This window comes from Achromobacter pulmonis, assembly GCF_902859765.1.
GTDB classification, from domain to species: Bacteria; Pseudomonadota; Gammaproteobacteria; order Burkholderiales; family Burkholderiaceae_B; genus Achromobacter; species Achromobacter pulmonis.
Map to the genome: position 1 here is coordinate 1 of NZ_CADIJV010000008.1, position 17,076 is coordinate 17,076.

Consider the following 17,076-nt stretch of genomic DNA (forward strand, 5'->3'; position numbering starts at 1 on the left):
CGAGGCCGCGCCACGCCGGCGCGGCGCCAGCGCTGCTCGGCCAGGGCCGCGGCCAGCTCATCGGCCGTGCCGGGCCGGAAGAACAGGAAGCCTTGCAGCAGGTCGCAGCCGGCTTCGCGCGCGGCGCGGCAATGCGCCTCGGTCTCGATGCCCCCGCCCACAGTGGTGATGTCCAGGTCCCGCGCCAGCCGGCAGATCGACGCCAGCACCTTCTGCGCCTCCGCCTGCCGCGCGGCGCTCCAGATGATCGACTTGTCCAGCTTCAGGCCCGCCAGGGGCAGCGTCGACAGCCACTCGAGGTTGTTGTAGCCCTTGCCGAAATCATCGAGCCACACCTGTATGCCGCGGCTGGTGAAGGCTTCCAGCATCGACCGGATGTCGGCGGACCCGGCGTGCAGCGCCGCCTCTTCGGTCAGCTCGATGCGGATATCGCCGTACGCCAGGCCGCAAGCGGCGATGTCGCGCAGGATCGCGCCGACGAAATCGCGGCGGGCAAAGCTCTGCGGCGAGATCTTGATGTTCACCGCCAGCCCTGAGCCGTGCGCCGCCTGCCGCCAGCGCGTCTGGTCACGGGCAATGGTGTGCAGGCCCCAACTGATCAGGGCCTGCGCCGCCTCCGGGGCGCAGGTTTCGCGTAGCAGGCCATCGATGCCCATGGTTTCGCCGCCGGCCGCGCGCCAGCGCAACAGGGCTTCGGCGCCGACGATCTCCAGATCCGTGGCGGTGACGATGGGTTGGTAATGGAACTGCAGCCGGTCGCCCTGGATCGCGGCCAGCAGCGGCGACACGGCGCCCTCCTTGCGGGCGGCTGGGGTTTCCTGGGCCTCGCCGTCCTGGGACAGCGCGGCCGAGAACGCATAGCCCTTGCCGCGCAGGCTGCGGATCGGGATGGCCATGCCGGCGGCGGCGCCCTTGCGCTTGAGGCGGCTGATGACCAGGTCCAGCGCGCGGCCGTTGCCGGCGATGTCCAGGCTGGCGACGGCAAAATCCGCGCGGCGGATGAGCCGCTCGGGGTGATCATGCATGCCCTTGAGCACCGCGCGCTCCATGGGCGTGAGGGTGATGCCCTGGCCGCCCGGCGACACCAGCGTCCATTCGTTCTCGCACAGCCGCCAGCTTTGTTCCGCCACGGGCGCGCCGGCGACCACGTCCGGCCGGCGCGGCGCGGACGCCGCGGGGGGCTGGCACAAGGTCAGTTTGCGCTGCGCCGACTGGATCGCCGCCGCCACCTCGCTGTAGCTGATGTTGGCGCCGTAGCAGCTGTCGGCGCCGGCCAGCAGCGCATTGATCCGCACCGCCGGGCTTTCGATATGGCGGATGGCGATGATGGTCGAATGGGCGAAACGCGCGCGCAATTGGCCGATCGTGATGTCCAGGTCCCGTGGCAGGCACAGGTGCACCTGGATTTCCCCAGCGTGACGCGCCGGCGCCGGTTCCTGGAGCGATACGGGATTCAGAACGAAGCCGATCTGCTGGAGCGAATCGGAAATGCCCTGCTTGGCGAATTCATTGTCGAAAATAAGGATAATGCGCGACCGATTCATGATGATTGAGCCCTGGAGAAAAACGCTTTCCATCGAACGGTATTGAAATGTTTTTTTGCATCTCCATACCTTGAACAGGGTCGCAAAAAAAAAGCGCTCAACCCCCTGTGTTGCCGCGCAAAGTCAAAAATAATTGAATTTCACTCATTATTAAATGAGTGGAATTCAATATATCGAAATAAAACTCACCGGTTGGTGAAACGTAGCGACACGCGCGCCGCTACGGTCCGCGCGGATTCTGACGCCATTGCGGCGTCAGTCGGCAACGCGTCCCGGCGGGCCGCCTGGCACATCCCGGCACGGGGATTCGTTGTTATTGCCTGGCCGGCGGACGGCTCAGGCTTCGCCCTGCGCCTGCCACTTGTCCCAGCCGGCCCGGCGCAGCTTGCAGGCAGGGCACTCGCCGCAGCCATAGCCCCAGGCATGGCGCGCGCCGCGCTCACCCAGGTAACAGGTGTGGCTTTCCTCGACGATGGTCTCGACCAGCGCGTCGCCGCCCAGTTGCCGGGCCAGCGCCCAGGTTTCGGACTTGTCGATCCACATCAGCGGCGTCTCGATGGTGACGCGGCTGCCCAGGCCCAGGCCCAGCGCCACCTGCTGCGCCTTGATGGTGTCGTCGCGGCAATCGGGGTAGCCCGAGAAATCGGTTTCGCACATGCCGCCCACCAGCACGTCCAGCTGGCGCCGGTAGCCCAAGGCGGCCGCCAGCGTCAGGAACAGCAGGTTGCGGCCGGGCACGAAGGTGTTGGGCAGGCCGTTGGCCTGCATCTCGATGGCGCGGTCGCTGGTCATGGCGGTGTCGCCCACCTGTCCCAGCACCTTCAGGTCCAGCAGATGGTCTTCGCCCAGGCGCGGCGCCCATTGCGGAAAGCGCGCGCGGATCTCGCGCAGCACGTTCAGGCGCGCGTCCAGTTCGATGCGGTGGCGCTGGCCGTAATCGAACGCCACGGTTTCCACATGGGCATAGCGCTCCAGCGCCCAGGCCAGGCAGGTGGTGGAATCCTGGCCGCCCGAAAACAGCACGAGCGCGCGACGTTGGTGATTCAGCATAAAAGGGGGCTTCTGCAAAGACAAAGGGATAGGCCAGACTTTACCGCAGCCAGCGGCCTGGCCCGTAAGGAAGCCTGCGTAAAATCGATGCTGTTCTCGTTCACGGTTTACCCCGCAGTGCGCATCACCTGACCCTTCCTCTTTCTCCAGCAGCCCGACGGATCCCCCGCCCGATGAATGCCAGCCGCCCGCAGTCCGACTCCGCAGAACCCTTGCGTCACGATATCCGGCTGTTAGGCCGGTTGCTTGGCGAAGTCATCGCCGAATGCGAAGGCAGACGGGTTTTCGACACCATCGAAACCCTGCGCCGCACCGCCGTCAAATTCCGCCGCGAAGGCAACAAGGCCGATGGCAAGCTGCTGGAACAGCGCGTCAAGCTCCTGCAGGGCAGCGACCCGAACTCGGTGGCGCGCGCCTTCAGCTATTTCCTGCATCTGTCCAACATCGCCGAGGACCGCGACCAGAACCGCAGCCAGCGGGCCCGCGCCCTGGCCGGCGACGCGCCCGCGCGCGGCAGCCTGCGCGATGCCGTGCAGACCCTGGGCCGCCACGGCGTGACGCCGGCGCGCATCCGCCGCCTGCTGGCCGAAGCCTGCGTCATGCCGGTGCTGACCGCCCATCCCACCGAAGTGCAGCGCAAGAGCACACTCGACCTGCACCGTGAAATCGCCGCCGCACTGGCGCAGCGCGACCAGCCACTGACGCCGGAAGAGCTGGCCGAACTCGACGCCGCCTTGCTCGGCCGCGTGGCCACGCTGTGGCAGACCCGCATGCTGCGCTACACCCGCCTGACGGTGGCCGACGAAATCGAGAACGCGCTCTCGTACTACCGCAGCACCTTCCTGCAGGTCATCCCGCGCGTCTACGGCGACCTGTCCAAGCTGCTCAACCGCGATGCCAAGCCGTTCGGCGCCCCGCCGCCGCCGCTGGAACCTTTCCTGCGCATGGGCAGCTGGATCGGCGGCGACCGCGACGGCAATCCCAATGTCGACGCCGGCACGCTGGAACGCGCCCTGCTGCGCCAGGCCACCGTGCTGTTCGAGCACTACCTGCAGGAAGTGCACGCGCTCGGCGCCGAGCTGTCCATCACCACGCTGCTGATCGCGGTCGATCCGGCGCTGCAGGCACTGGCCGAGCGCAGCGGCGACGACTCGCCGCATCGCAGCGACGAGCCCTACCGGCGCGCGCTGGTCGGCGTCTATGCGCGCCTGGCCGCCACCGCGCTGCGCCTGACCGGCCAGAACCTGGCGCGCCGCAGCACCGTCGCCGCGCAGCCCTACGACACGCCACAGGAATTGTCGGCCGACCTGGCCGTCATCGCCGCCTCGCTGGCCGCGCACCACGGCGCGCCCGTCGCCCGGCTGCGGCTGGCCGGGTTGCAGCAGGCCGTCGAAGTGTTCGGCTTTCACCTCGCCACGGTCGACCTGCGCCAGAGTTCCGACGTGCACGAACGCGCGCTGGCCGAACTGTTCAGCCGCGCCGGCGCCACCCACGACGGCCGGCCGCTCGATTACCTGGCGCTGGACGAAGACGCGCGGGTGGCGCTGCTGCGCGCCGAGCTGGCGCAGGCGCGGCCGCTGGCCTCGCCCTGGATCGCCTACAGCGAAGACACCACGCGCGAACTGGCGGTGCTGCGCGCCGCCGCCGCCGGCCGCCAGCGCTACGGCAAACAGGCGGTGCGCCAGACCATCGTCTCGCACACGGAAACCCTCAGCGACCTGCTCGAAGTGATGGTGCTGCAAAAGGAAGCGGGCCTGACCGCCCCTCCCGGCCAGGACATCCTGCCCGAGGATGGCCTGATGGTGGTGCCGCTGTTCGAGACCATCCCCGATCTGCAGCGCGGCGCCGGCATCATGGCCGCCTGGCTCGACCTGCCCGAGATCCGCGAGCGCGTGAAGCGCGCCCAGAACGGCGCCCAGGAAGTCATGCTGGGCTATTCCGACAGCAACAAGGATGGCGGCTTCCTGACGTCCAACTGGTCGCTGTACCAGGCCGAGCGCGCGCTGGTCGACGTGTTCTCCAGCCGCCACGTGCGCCTGCGCCTGTTCCACGGCCGTGGCGGCTCGGTGGGCCGCGGCGGCGGTTCCAGCTTCGATGCGATCCTGGCCCAGCCGCCGGGCACCGTGGCCGGCCAGATCCGCCTGACCGAACAGGGCGAGGTCATCCAGAGCAAGTACAAGGACGCCGAGGTCGGCCGCTGGCACCTCGAACTGCTGGTCGCCGCCGCCCTCGAATCGAGCCTGGCGCCGCGCGCCGCGGCCACCAGCGCCGAAGACGCGCACATGGCCCAGCACGGCCCGGCCATGTCGTTCATGTCGGAGGCCGCGCAGCGCAGCTACCGCGGCCTGGTCTATGACACGCCGCGCTTCGCCGAATACTTCTTCGCGGCCACCCCCATCGCCGAGATCGCCGGGCTGAACATCGGCTCGCGCCCGGCCTCGCGCAAGAAGGGCCAGCGCATCGAAGACCTGCGCGCCATCCCGTGGGGCTTTTCCTGGGCCCAATGCCGCCTGATGCTGACCGGCTGGTACGGCATGGGCTCGGCCATCGAGGCCTACCTGGAAACCGGCGCGCCGGGGGCGCCGCGCTCGCGGCGCGCCCGCCTGGCCCAGCTGCGCGAAATGGCGCAGGACTGGCCGGCCTTCCGCACCCTGCTGTCGAACATGGAGATGGTGCTGGCCAAGTCCGACCTGGCCATCGCCGCGCGCTATGCGCAACTGGTGCCGCAACGCGCGCTGCGCGAGAAGATCTTCGGCATGATCAGCGCCGAACACGCCCGCACCCTGGCCATGCTGAAACTGCTGACGCGGCGCGAACTGCTGGCCGACAATCCCGCGCTGCAAGCCTCGCTGCGCGAGCGTTTCGCCTATATCGACCCGCTCAACTACCTGCAGGTCGAACTGATCCGCCGCCACCGCGCGGCGCAGAAGTCGGCCGGCGGCGACGGCGACGAACGCGTGCAGCGCGCCATCCACCTGACCATCAACGGCATCGCGGCCGGGCTGCGCAACTCGGGGTGAAGATTGAAGGCCGGCAGGGGCGGGCGCGATGCCCGTCCCTGCCGGCCTGGTGCCCCGCCGCCGGCGCGTCACGCGCCATTACGTCCACCAGACGAACATCTCAAATCGCGTATTTGTCCGCTCCCGGCAACTTTTAGTACTATCTTCGCCAGAAATTCTATATACGCACAAATGTTCGTATATAGAACACAACGATTTTTCTGGCCCGCGCACAGGAAGACACCGACGGAAGAGACAGATCGCAGCTCCCTGGTTCCGCCCGTGCCCTTCTGCCGCACCGGCCTGTAAGGCTGCAAGCGAACCCTCATGGATACTCCCCTCAAGCATCTGGCCGTCATCGGCGCCGGCGCCATGGGCAGCGGCATTGCCGCGCTCTTCGCGTCGAAGGGATTGGACGTAGTCCTGGTCGATCCCATGGACGGCGCGCTGGATCGCGCCCGCGCGGTCATCGAGCGCCAATTGAATGTCTACGCCCCCGGCCAGATCGACGCCGTGATGCAACGCATCCGCATGGCGCCCGGCCTGGACGCGGCCGCCGCCTGTGATCTGGTGATCGAGGCGGTGCCGGAGAACCTGGAACTCAAGCGCGGCCTGTTCGCTCAGCTCGACACGCTGTGCCAGCCCGAAGCGATCTTCGCTACCAACACCTCGGGCCTGTCGATCAACGCCATCGCCAGCGCCGTGGCGCGCCGCGACCGTTTCGTCGGCACGCATTTCTTCACCCCCGCCGACGTCATCCCGCTGGTGGAAGTGGTGCGCAACGACGCCACCTCGGAAGAGACCGTGGCGCGCGTCATGGCCACCTTGCGGCAGGGCGGCAAGCGCCCCGTGCTGGTGCGCCAGGACATCCCCGGCTTCATCGCCAACCGCATCCAGCACGCCCTGGCGCGCGAGGCGATCTCGCTGCTGGAAAAGGGCGTGGCCAGCGCCGAGGACATCGATGAAGTGGTCAAGTGGAGCCTGGGCATCCGCCTGGCGCTGTCCGGACCGCTGGAGCAGCGCGACATGAACGGCATCGACGTCCACTACGCCATCGCCAGCTATCTCTACAAAGATCTGGAAAACCGCACCGAGCCGTCCGAGCTGCTGAAAAGCAAGGTCGAAAACGGCCAGCTCGGCGCCAAGAGCGGCCAGGGCTTCTATGCCTGGAGCCCCGAGCGCCGCGAACAGGTGCTGCGCGAAAAGAGCGCGGCGCTCGGCGAGTTGGCCGCGTGGCTCAACGCCAAGGCCGGCGACTCCTGACGCGGCGACCACTGCACCGAATACCTACACCATAAGGCGCGCGGCGACCCGCCCGACGCGCCAGCGGGCCACCGGCCCAACCACGCAAAGAAACCGACCGTCCCGCCACCGCGCCCCCACCCGGCGCGCCACGGCGCAAGACACCAGAGCAATAGGCCTTACCGGAGTTCGTTGGAGGCACCATGAATAAATTGGCATCTTTTTTCACTGAGCTGATGCGCAAGTATCTGCCCGATCCCTTTGTCTTCGCGATCGCGCTGACCTTGCTCACCGTGCTGCTGGCCATGGGCATCGAAGGCCAGAGCATCGGCGACGTGACCCGCGCCTGGGGCAAGGGCTTCTGGAGCCTGCTGGCCTTCACCACCCAGATGGCCGTGATCCTGGCCATGGGCTACGTGCTGGCCACCGCGCCGCTGACCGACCGCCTGCTCAACCGCATCGTCAGCCATGTGCACAAGCCGCACACCGCCATCATCGTCGCCACCCTGGTCGGCGGCATCGGCAGCTACCTGAACTGGGGCTTCGGCCTGGTCATCGGCGGCATCGTCGCCAAGAAGCTGGCGCTCAAGGTCAAGGGCGTGCACTACCCGCTGATCATCGCCGCGGCCTACAGCGGCTTCACCATGTACGGCCTGGGCCTGTCGGCCAGCATCCCGGTGCTGGTGGCCACCCCCGGCCACCCGACCGCCAAGCAGATGGGCACCATTCCGCTGACGGAAACCATTTTCTCGGTGCCGATGCTGATCACCAGCCTGGTGATCATCGTGACGCTGCCGCTGCTGAACGCCTGGCTGCATCCGAAAAAGGGCGAGAAGATCGTCGAAGTGGACCCGGCCATCGACCGCGACACCCACGCCGCCGGCGGCGCCGACGACCTGCTGGAAAAAGGCACGCTGGCCTCCAAGCTCAACAACAGCCGCCTCCTGAGCCTGCTGATCGGCGCGCTGGGCGTGGCCTATGTCGTCTTCCATTTCATGGATGGCGGCTCGCTCGACCTGAACCTGATCAACTTCATCATCCTGTTCCTGGGCATCATCCTGCTGGGCACGCCGGCCGCTTACGTGGCCAAGCTGACCGAAGGCATCAAGACCATCTCCGGCATCATCCTGCAATACCCGTTCTACGCCGGCATCATGGCCATCATGGCCGCCTCGGGCCTGGTGACGTCGATCTCCAAGGTGTTCGTCGACGTGGCCACGCCGGCCACGCTGCCGTTCTGGGGGCTGATCAGCTCGTTCGTCATCAACTTCTTCGCGCCCTCGGCCGGCGGCCACTGGGTCATCCAGGGGCCGTTCATGATCGACGCCGCCCGCGAGATCGGCAGCGCGCTCAACCAGACCACCATGGCCGTGATGCTGGGCAACGCCTGGAACGACCTGGTGCAGCCGTTCTGGATCCTGCCGGCGCTGGCGCTGTCCAAGCTCAAGCTGCGTGACGTGATGGGTTATACGGTCATCATGATGCTGTGGGTCGGGGTGATCCACATCACCGCCGTCCTCGCTTGGGGTTATTTGACTCATTGAGAGGGCCCCCCCGTACGCGCTGCGCGCGCCCCCCAGGGGGCGACACCTGCAGACCGGCAGCGCCGGATCTGGCGGTGTCCTCGCTGGGGAGGCAGATGGAATGGTGAAAGGCGGTGTTCTTGAGAATGTCGCGATTGAGAATTGAATTGGGAGCTGAGATGAGCAAACCTACCGCGTATCTGGTGACCGGCGGCAGCGCCGGGATCGGCGCCGCCATCATCCGCATGCTGCTGGATGCCGGGCACAAAGTGGTCAACATCGACTACCGCCTGCCCGAGCACCCGCCGGCCGGACTGGTGTCGTACCAGGCCGACCTGACCGACGAGGCGCGCACCAGGGAAGTGGCCGCCGAAGTGACCGCCGCCTACGACATCGTCGGCCTGGTCAACAATGCCGGCGCCACCCGTCCGGGCACCGCCGACACCGCCACGCTGGCCGACCTGGACTACGTGGTCAACCTGCACCTGCGCACCGCGCTGATCCTGGTGCAGGCCGCGCTGCCGGCGATGCGCGCGGCCGGCTTCGGCCGCATCGTCAACATGTCGTCACGGGCGGCGCTGGGCAAACCGGAGCGCGTGGTCTATTCGGCCACCAAGGCCGGCCTGGTCGGCCTGACGCGCACGCTGGCGATGGAACTGGGCGGCGACGGCATCACCGTCAACGCCATCGGCCCCGGCCCCATCGCCACCGATCTGTTCACCAAGAGCAATCCGGCCGGCGCGCCGCAGACCGAACGCATCATCAACAGCATCGTGGTCAAGCGCCTGGGCACGCCCGAGGACGTGGCGCGCGCCGCCATGTTCTTTCTGTCGCCCGACAACGGCTTCGTCACCGGCCAGATGCTGTATGTCTGCGGCGGCACGACGCTGGGCGTCGCCCCGATCTGAGGCCCGCCGCCATGTCCGCCCGCTTGGTCGCCCCCACCCGCCCGCGCCGCCTAACGGCGCAACAGCGCGTGGTTGATCTGGTCGGCGGCGTGGCGCAGCGGCGGCAGGAAGGCCGCCAGCATTTCCTCGCGCGTAAAGCGGTTGGCATGGCCGCTGACGTTCATCGCGGCGATCACGCGGCCGCTGCGATCGACGATCGGCACCGCCACGGATTGCAGGCCGGGTTCCAGTTCCTGCGCCACGCAGGCGTAGCCGTCGGCGCGCACGCCGGCCAGGATGGCCTTGAGCGCGGCGATATCGGTAACGGTGTCCTTGGTGTAGGCCCGGATCTGGCTCATCGCCAGCGCCCGGTCCAGTTCGGCCGCGGGCAATCCGGCCAGCAGCACCCGGCCCATCGACGTCACCCAGGCCGGCAGGCGGCTGCCCACCGCCAGGTTGATGGTCATGACCTTGTGAGTCGACAGCCGCAGGATGTAGACGATGTCGGGGCCTTCCAGCACCGACACCGAGCACGACTCGCGCGTCTGCTCGGCCACTTCTTCCATGTAGGGCAGCGCCAGGTTCCACAACGGCGTGCCCGACAGGTAGGCGTAGCCCAGTTCGAGGATGCGCGGGGTCAGCGCGAACTTGCGGTCCTCGACCGTGACGTAGCCCAGGTGTTCCAGCGTCAGCAGGATGCGGCGCGCGCCGGCGCGGGTCAGCCCGGTCACGGCCGCCACCTCGGACAGCGTCATCTGGGAACGTTCCGGGCCGAACGCCCGGATCACGGACAGGCCGCGCGCAAAAGATTGAACGTAGCTGTCGCTGGGTTGCTGGGTTGCTTGCTCGGCCATCCGTCTACCGCGAGAAAAAACGTTGCCGCTGCCGGCAACCCTGAACGGGGGGGATCGCACCGCGCCGGCTTGCCTTGACGGTCGACCATCCCCATGAAACGATGTTCTTCAGAAGAACGAAAGTTCTAATTGAGAACAAATTATGACACGCCACCTATGAGCGAACACCATGATTTCTAAGCTTGTTGCAAGCGCGGCGGCCGCCCTCGCCGACGTCCCCGACGGCGCCACCGTCATGATCGGCGGCTTCGGCACCGCCGGCCAGCCCATGGAACTGATCGACGCCCTGCTCGAACAAGGCGCCAAGGACCTGGTCATCATCAACAACAACGCCGGCAACGGCACCACCGGCCTGGCCGCCCTGCTGGGCGCCAACCGCGTGCGCAAGATCATCTGCTCGTTCCCGCGCCAGGTGGACTCGCAGATCTTCGACGGCCTGTACCGCAGCGGCAAGATCGAACTCGAACTGGTGCCGCAGGGCAACCTGGCCGAGCGCATCCGCGCCGCCGGCGCCGGCATCGGCGCCTTCTACTCGCCCACCGGCTACGGCACCCCGCTGGCCGACGGCAAGGAAACCCGCGAGATCAACGGCCGCCAGTACGTGCTGGAATATCCGCTGCACGCCGACTACGCGCTCATCAAGGCCGAGCGCGGCGACCGCTGGGGCAACCTGGTGTACCGCAAGACCGCGCGCAACTTCGGCCCCATCATGGCCAGCGCCGCGCGCGTGGCCGTGGCCCAGGTGCGTGAAGTCGTCGAACTGGGCGCCCTCGATCCGGAAACCGTCGTCACCCCCGGCATCTTCGTGCAGCGCGTCGTGCAGATCGACGCCGCCCAGGCCGCCAAGGAGCAGCAATGAGCACCAAACTGACCCGCGACCAGATCGCCGCCCGCGTCGCCCAGGACATTCCTGAAGGCGCCTACGTCAATCTCGGCATCGGCCTGCCGACGCTGGTGGCCAACCACCTGCCGGCCGACCGCGAAGTCATCCTGCACACCGAGAACGGCATGCTGGGCATGGGCCCGGCGCCGGCCAAGGGCGAGGAAGACTACGACCTGATCAACGCCGGCAAGCAGCCCGTCACCGAGCTGCCCGGCTGCTCGTTCTTCCACCATGCCGACTCGTTCGCGATGATGCGCGGCGGCCACCTGGACATCTGCGTGCTGGGCGCCTTCCAAGTGTCGCAGCACGGCGACCTGGCCAACTGGCACACCGGCGCGCCCGACGCCATCCCCGCCGTCGGCGGCGCGATGGACCTGGCCATCGGCGCCAAGGACGTCTTCGTCATGATGGAACTGCAGACCCGCGAAGGCCAGAGCAAGCTGGTCGACGCCTGCACCTACCCGCTGACCGGCGTGCGCTGCGTGTCGCGCGTGTACACCGACGTCGCGGTGTTCGACATCCGCGCCGACGGCGTCACGGTGATCGACATGTTCGGCGACATCACCGCCGACGAGCTGCTGCGCCTGACCGGCCTGCCGCTGAAGTTTTCCAACTGATCCCCCCCGCGCCCCGGCCGTGCCGGGGCCGCTTTCCTGGAGACACCCATCATGTTGTTCATGGTTCAAATGCAGGTCAATCTGCCCGTCGATATGCCGGCTGCGCAAGCCGACAAGCTCAAGGCCGACGAAAAGGCCCTGGCGCAGCAACTGCAACGCGACGGCAAGTGGAAGAGCCTGTGGCGCGTCGTCGGCCGCTACGCCAACGTCAGCATCTTCGACGTGCAGGACAACGACGAACTGCACACGCTGCTGTCGTCGCTGCCGCTGTTCCCCTACATGGACATCCAGGTGACGGCGCTGGCGCGCCATCCCTCGGCCATCTGAACGGAGCCGCCCATGCCCTACATCATCGAGACCTTCGACAAGCCGGACCACCAGGCCGTGCGCCAGCAGCACCGCGCCGCGCACCTCGAATACCTGGACGCCAACAAGCACCTGCTGCTGGCCTGCGGCGCCAAGCTGCAGGATGACGGCACGGACCTGGGCGGCGGCCTGTACATCGTCGACCTGGACACGCGCGAGGCCGCGCAGCAGTTCATCGACGCCGACCCCTTCGCCCAGGCGCAGCTGTTCCAGCGCGTGACCATCACGCGCTGGCGCAAGGCCTACGTCGACGGCACCTGCCACCTGTAATCGCCACGCGGCCGCCCGCGGGCGGCCGCGCCTTCATTCCCCGAGGATTTCCCGCATGTCTTACGCCGATCTCAGCCAGGCACGGCTGTACTACGTCATCGATGGCCCCGCCGACGCGCCGGTGCTGGTGCTCTCCAATTCGCTGGGCACCTGCGCCGACATGTGGGCGCGCCAGATTCCCGAACTGAGCAAGCACTTTCGCGTGCTGCGCTACGACACCCGCGGCCACGGCAAATCCTCGATCCCCGACGGCGAATACAGTTTCGCGCAGCTAGGCAACGACGTCGCCGAACTGCTGGCGCACCTGGGCATCGAACGCGCGCACTTCTGCGGCCTGTCGATGGGCGGCCCCACCGGCCTGTGGCTGGCGCTGAACCGCCCCGAACTGATCGGCAAACTGATCCTGTGCAACACCGCCGCGCGCATCGGCTCGGCCGAAGGCTGGAGCGCCCGCATCGCCGCCGTGGCCGAACAGACGCTGGAAAAAATGGCGCCCACCCTGGTCGAACGCTGGCTCACCGACGGCTACCGCGCCGCCGAGCCGGGCCTGGCGCAAGTGCTGGTGGACATGCTGCGCCGCACCTCGGACGCCGGCTACTCGGGCAACTGCGCCGCGCTGCGCGACGCCGATTTCCGCGAGCAGGTGTCGGCCATCAAGGCCCCGACGCTGGTCATCGGCGGCACCCACGACCTGGCCGCCACGCCCGCGCAGGGCCAGGAACTGGCCGGCGCCATCCCGGGCGCGCGCTACCTCGAACTGAACACCTCCCACATCTCCAACTGGGAACAACCGGAAGCCTTCACCCGCGCGGTGCTCGACTTCCTCACGCAATAGGCCATGCAGCGCGGCCGATGAGCGGCCCGCCGCTGCGCCTGCCGCGCGCGATCGGCTCGCCGGTCACGCCGATCGCCACGGCGTGACCAGCGGCGCAAACAAAAGCGCCGGTCCGAATGCACGGCCGGCGCTTTTCGCATGAGGCGGTATTCAGCCTTTCAGGCAGGTGCTCATGAAGGTCTTGCGCTTGTCGCCGGTCAGCTTCTGCTCGCTGGCCTTGGCGTTGCAGTCCTTCATCTTCTGCTGCTGCGGCGTCAATTGCTTGGCGGGCGGCGGCGCCTCGCCCTTGAGACAGGCGCTCATGTACGCCTTGCGCTCGTCACCCTTCTTGCCTTCGGCCGACTTGTTGCAGTCGGCCATGCGTTGCTGCTGCGCGGTCGGTTTCTTGGCCGGCGCGGGCGCGGAGGTCTGGGCGTTGACGGCGCCAAAGCAACAGGCGGACAACACGATGGCCGAGGCCAATTGGCTGGTACGGGAAAGCATGAGTTCCTCCCTTGAGCGCCCATGGACGCCACCCTGGCGCGCAACCGGGCCGCAAGATCCACCGGCCACATTGCCGGCGTGGTCATCATCGAACAAAGCCGGGCACGACGCAAGCGTCGAAAAGACAATAAATGCCAACGCCGGCGCGCCAGGGGCAGCCAGGCGCCCGCCCCCCGCCAACCCCCACAAATTGGAGACATTCCGACGCATTTGTGGCATCCGCGGAAGAATCTGCGGCTATCCCCTGCAACCTGTTACCCATTCATCCATTTGAGCCGTTGTGCGGCGGGCGGGAAAGGTGTGAGATAGGCACATGTCCCCGGACACGCGGCCCGCAGAGGCCGCGGCGCGGACAACCCGGTACCCGGGTCCCACAGGAGACCGCCATGAGAACCGCTCTTGCCTCCCTTGCACTGCTGGCCGGCCTGACTGGCGCGGCCGGTGCGCAGAGCCTGTACGGCATCACGCTGGGCAACATCCAGGCCATCCGCGACACCAACGAAAACCTGTCGACCATCACCGGCTCGCTCGCCAACCAATCGATGCGCGCCGTCAACTACGTCATGCTCACCTTTGTCCTCTACGACGAACAGGGCCGCGAAGTCGGCCGCGTGCGCGACGACGACATCGGCCCGCTGGCGCCGGGCCAGATCAAGACGATCCGCGCCATCACGCCACTGCGATTCGCCAAAGTCACCGCCCTGGACATTCGCGCCCGGTGACCAAAAAACCCTTATCTGGATAGGGTTTAGTCAAGCGGGCGGCCGCCCAATTGTGGGAAAATTCGGCAGCCGACTCGACAAAAGGGGCTTCCACACGAAGCCCCTTGTTGCGTCCGCCGGCACGCCGGCATGCCCGGCCTCGTTACCAAGGAAGTGAAAAGATCATGTTTCCCAAAAGACTCACCGAAGGCTATCAATCCTTTCTCGCCGGCCGCTTCCATTCCGAACGCAGCCGCTACGAAAAACTGGCCGAAACTGGGCAAAGCCCGGAAATCCTGATCATCGGCTGTTGCGACTCGCGCGTCTCGCCCGAAGCCATCTTCGACGCCGGCCCCGGCGAGATGTTCGTGGTGCGCAACGTCGCCAACCTGGTCCCGCCCTGTGATCCCGATTCCGAATCCTCGTACCACGGCACCAGCGCCGCCATCGAGTTCGCGGTCAACGGCCTGAACGTCAAGCACATCGTCGTCCTCGGCCACGCCTCCTGCGGCGGCATCCGCGCCTTCTTCGACGACGCCAAGCCGCTCACCAAGGGCGACTTCATCGGCAAGTGGATGTCCCAGATCGCCCCCGTCGCCGACGAACTCGGCCCCGGCGGCGACGACCGCGCCACCGACCTCAAACGCCTCGAACTCGCCGTCATCGGCCACAGCCTGAACAACCTGATGACCTTCCCCTCCATCCGCCGCCGCGTCGAAAACGGCGACCTGGAGCTGCACGGCACCTACTTCGGCGTCGCCACCGGCGTCCTGTTCCTGCGCGACCCCGCCACCGGCGAATTCAGCCCCTGCCTGGAAACCGGCCTGCCCGGCTGATCGCTCCGCGAACGCGGCGGCCCGGCCAGCGCGCAGCGCCACCGCCCCGACGCCAGCCCCCCAAACGCCAAAGGCGGCCGCCCCCCACGATTGCCGACAAAAACGCCAAGCAGCCAGCCCGCCTCAACGGCCGCCGTTAAGTCTCATCGCGAGCGGGTGACGGGGCCGGCGGGGGATGGCGGGGCGTGTAGATGCGCCCGAGGGAATCTGAAGGAACAGCCGTCACCCGCGCCTAAAGAACCCAACAGCCCCGCCCACAGCGACAACAATCCCCCTCAAACCCGATAGGCCTGCGCCAACCTCTCGTAATTCCCCTTGAGAATGATCCCCGCGTAGTAGACATGCTCGCGCATCAGATCCTCGGCCCGCGCCCCATCCCGCGCAATGATGGCATTGACGATCCGGTGATGATCGTCATGCGACCGCAGGATGATCCCGTGATCTTCCCAAAGGATGATCCGATCCGACGCATAAGGAATCGCCTGCGCCTGCGTCGCGAACCGCTTCACCCACGGATTGCCCGCCGCCTCCAGGATGCCGTTGTGCAGCGTGATGTTGACCTGCTGGTAAGGCAGATGATCCTCCGCCAGCAACACCCCCTTGCCGAGAATCCGATCGCCTTCGTCCAGGCAATTCTTCAGCACCGCCACCGCGTCGTTCGATAGTCCGCGCAGCGCCGCCTGCCGGCAGGCCAGCCCCTCCAGCGCCGCGCGCACCTCATAGGCCGCCACGATCTCCGCCAGGTCATAGGCCCGCACCGTATAGCCGCGCTTGGGCAAATGCTCCAGCAGCCCTTCATTGCCCAGCGTCGCCAGGGCCGCCCGCACCGGCGTGCGCGACACCCCCAGCTTCTCGGCCAACGGGATTTCCTCCAGGCGGGCGCCCGGGCTGAATTTGCCATGCAGCACCCAGTCCCGCAGCGTATCGGTCACGTGTTGAGATAGCGTATCCATGCCCGCATTGTATACATGAAGAATACATGCGATACCGCTCCTTACCACCCCGCTAGGGCTTTCCCCAATGAGAACAATCAAAGCCAGCGCACCACTACGGGAAAGCCCCTATACCTGCACCATGCTCATGTATACATAATCGCCAAAAATTCAGATCGACGGACGCCTACTCCAAGGCAGGCGAATCCGTGCAATAGGAGACAGCATGTCCAATGTATCCACGCCGGCCGCGGGCCCGGCCGCGCGGCTCGCGCTCGTCACCGGCGGCGGCGGCGGCATCGGCGCCACCATCTGCCAGGAGCTGGCCCGCGCCGGCTATCGCGTGGTGGCCTCCGACCTGGACGCCCGCCGCGCCGCCCGCGTGACCGACGAACTGGGCCCGCCGCACAGCGCCCACGCCTTCGACGTCAGCGACGAAAACGCCGTCGAAACCGCGTTCGACCAGATCGAACAGGCCCACGGCCCCATCGCCGTGCTGGTCAGCGCCGCCGGCCTGCTGCTGTTCCAGCCCAACGGCGAACGCCCGCTGATCAAGGACACCCCGCTCGACATCTGGGAACGCAGCTTCGCCGTCAACGCGCGCGGCGTGTTCCTGTGCGGCCGCGCCTACCTGCGCCGGCGCGAAGCCGCGCCGCTGCGGCATGGCCGCATCGTCACCTTCACTTCGGTCGCCGCGCAGTTGGGCGGCTACCGCTCCAGCGCCTCCTACATCGCCGCCAAGTCGGCCGTGCTGGGTCTGACCAAGGCCATGGCGCGCGAGTCCGCGCACCTGGGCGTCACCGTCAACGGCATCGCGCCCGGCCTGATCGACACCGACATGCTGCGCAGCACCGTCACCAGCAGCGGCGCGCTCGCGGCCGCCGCGCAGGCGATTCCGCTGGGGCGCATCGGCACCGTGGACGACGTGGCCGCCGCCGTGCGTTTCCTGGCCTCGGAAGAAGCGGGCTACATCACCGGCAGCGTCATCGACGTCAACGGTGGCTACCGCATGCAGTGAACCCAATCCGGCGGCTCCGCCGCCCTCGCAGCAACG

Annotated in this window: 17 protein-coding genes; 12 read left to right on the forward strand and 5 right to left on the reverse strand. The window is 67.3% G+C overall.

Annotated elements, in window-relative coordinates; translation table 11 throughout:
- On the reverse strand, window positions 1-1,544 hold a 1,544-nt coding region (locus HV701_RS09035; protein WP_254595147.1), incomplete at its 3' end, for an EAL domain-containing protein.
- A gap of 336 nt (window positions 1,545-1,880) precedes the next feature.
- The gene (queC, locus tag HV701_RS09040) at window positions 1,881-2,594 is read right to left on the reverse strand and encodes a 7-cyano-7-deazaguanine synthase QueC (protein WP_175132740.1); all 714 of its coding nucleotides are present in this window, start codon (window positions 2,592-2,594) and stop codon (window positions 1,881-1,883) included.
- A gap of 173 nt (window positions 2,595-2,767) precedes the next feature.
- On the opposite strand from queC, the gene ppc reads away from it, so the two are divergent.
- The 4 genes from ppc to HV701_RS09060 all read left to right on the forward strand — a co-directional run bounded on the left by ppc (window position 2,768) and on the right by HV701_RS09060 (window position 9,266).
- Window positions 2,768-5,614: a phosphoenolpyruvate carboxylase gene (gene ppc, locus HV701_RS09045; RefSeq protein WP_175132741.1), complete on the forward strand. Its 2,847-nt coding sequence runs from the start codon at window positions 2,768-2,770 to the stop codon at window positions 5,612-5,614.
- Window positions 5,615-5,920: 306 nt separating this feature from the next.
- Complete coding sequence (locus tag HV701_RS09050) at window positions 5,921-6,856, forward strand: 3-hydroxyacyl-CoA dehydrogenase family protein (RefSeq protein WP_175132742.1); 936 nt, start codon at window positions 5,921-5,923, stop codon at window positions 6,854-6,856.
- Between the two features lie 182 nt (window positions 6,857-7,038).
- Window positions 7,039-8,379 (forward strand): short-chain fatty acid transporter, encoded by a 1,341-nt coding sequence (locus HV701_RS09055; protein WP_175132743.1) that lies wholly within the window; start codon window positions 7,039-7,041, stop codon window positions 8,377-8,379.
- A gap of 158 nt (window positions 8,380-8,537) precedes the next feature.
- Window positions 8,538-9,266: an SDR family NAD(P)-dependent oxidoreductase gene (locus tag HV701_RS09060; RefSeq protein WP_175132744.1), complete on the forward strand. Its 729-nt coding sequence runs from the start codon at window positions 8,538-8,540 to the stop codon at window positions 9,264-9,266.
- Between the two features lie 50 nt (window positions 9,267-9,316).
- Here HV701_RS09060 and HV701_RS09065 read toward each other — a convergent pair whose 3' ends face one another.
- Entirely contained in the window at window positions 9,317-10,099 is a 783-nt protein-coding gene (locus HV701_RS09065; protein WP_175132745.1) for an IclR family transcriptional regulator, read from the reverse strand.
- 169 nt (window positions 10,100-10,268) lie between these two features.
- Between HV701_RS09065 and HV701_RS09070 the strand changes: the two genes are divergently transcribed.
- The 5 genes from HV701_RS09070 to pcaD are packed head-to-tail and all read left to right on the forward strand — an operon-like array spanning window position 10,269 to window position 13,070.
- Window positions 10,269-10,958 (forward strand): 3-oxoacid CoA-transferase subunit A, encoded by a 690-nt coding sequence (locus HV701_RS09070; protein ID WP_006390038.1) that lies wholly within the window; start codon window positions 10,269-10,271, stop codon window positions 10,956-10,958.
- On the forward strand, window positions 10,955-11,599 hold the full coding sequence (locus HV701_RS09075) for a 3-oxoacid CoA-transferase subunit B (RefSeq protein ID WP_175132746.1): 645 nt from the start codon (window positions 10,955-10,957) through the stop codon (window positions 11,597-11,599). The genes HV701_RS09070 and HV701_RS09075 overlap by 4 nt, the downstream gene beginning before the upstream one ends.
- 51 nt (window positions 11,600-11,650) lie before the next feature.
- A complete protein-coding gene (catC, locus tag HV701_RS09080; RefSeq protein WP_054429400.1) occupies window positions 11,651-11,926 on the forward strand; it encodes a muconolactone Delta-isomerase in 276 nt (91 codons plus the stop codon).
- Window positions 11,927-11,938: 12 nt separating this feature from the next.
- Window positions 11,939-12,235: a YciI family protein gene (locus HV701_RS09085; protein WP_175132747.1), complete on the forward strand. Its 297-nt coding sequence runs from the start codon at window positions 11,939-11,941 to the stop codon at window positions 12,233-12,235.
- Between the two features lie 55 nt (window positions 12,236-12,290).
- On the forward strand, window positions 12,291-13,070 hold the full coding sequence (pcaD, locus tag HV701_RS09090; protein ID WP_175132748.1) for a 3-oxoadipate enol-lactonase: 780 nt from the start codon (window positions 12,291-12,293) through the stop codon (window positions 13,068-13,070).
- Between the two features lie 150 nt (window positions 13,071-13,220).
- On the opposite strand, the gene HV701_RS09095 is transcribed toward pcaD, so the two are convergent.
- Entirely contained in the window at window positions 13,221-13,553 is a 333-nt protein-coding gene (locus HV701_RS09095) for a PsiF family protein (RefSeq protein ID WP_175132749.1), read from the reverse strand.
- Window positions 13,554-13,939: 386 nt separating this feature from the next.
- Here HV701_RS09095 and HV701_RS09100 point away from each other — a divergent pair, with 386 nt between their 5' ends.
- Together HV701_RS09100 and HV701_RS09105 are read left to right on the forward strand one after the other, a co-directional pair.
- The gene (locus tag HV701_RS09100; RefSeq protein WP_175132750.1) at window positions 13,940-14,275 is read left to right on the forward strand and encodes an FxLYD domain-containing protein; all 336 of its coding nucleotides are present in this window, start codon (window positions 13,940-13,942) and stop codon (window positions 14,273-14,275) included.
- A 164-nt stretch (window positions 14,276-14,439) separates the two neighbouring features.
- Window positions 14,440-15,090 (forward strand): carbonic anhydrase, encoded by a 651-nt coding sequence (locus HV701_RS09105; protein WP_175132751.1) that lies wholly within the window; start codon window positions 14,440-14,442, stop codon window positions 15,088-15,090.
- Window positions 15,091-15,365: 275 nt separating this feature from the next.
- Here the strand turns inward: HV701_RS09105 and HV701_RS09110 are convergent, their stop codons facing one another.
- Window positions 15,366-16,022: a GntR family transcriptional regulator gene (locus tag HV701_RS09110; RefSeq protein WP_236755581.1), complete on the reverse strand. Its 657-nt coding sequence runs from the start codon at window positions 16,020-16,022 to the stop codon at window positions 15,366-15,368.
- Window positions 16,023-16,248: 226 nt separating this feature from the next.
- Here HV701_RS09110 and HV701_RS09115 point away from each other — a divergent pair, with 226 nt between their 5' ends.
- Window positions 16,249-17,040 (forward strand): SDR family NAD(P)-dependent oxidoreductase, encoded by a 792-nt coding sequence (locus tag HV701_RS09115; RefSeq protein ID WP_175132753.1) that lies wholly within the window; start codon window positions 16,249-16,251, stop codon window positions 17,038-17,040.
- Window positions 17,041-17,076 lie beyond the last annotated feature (36 nt).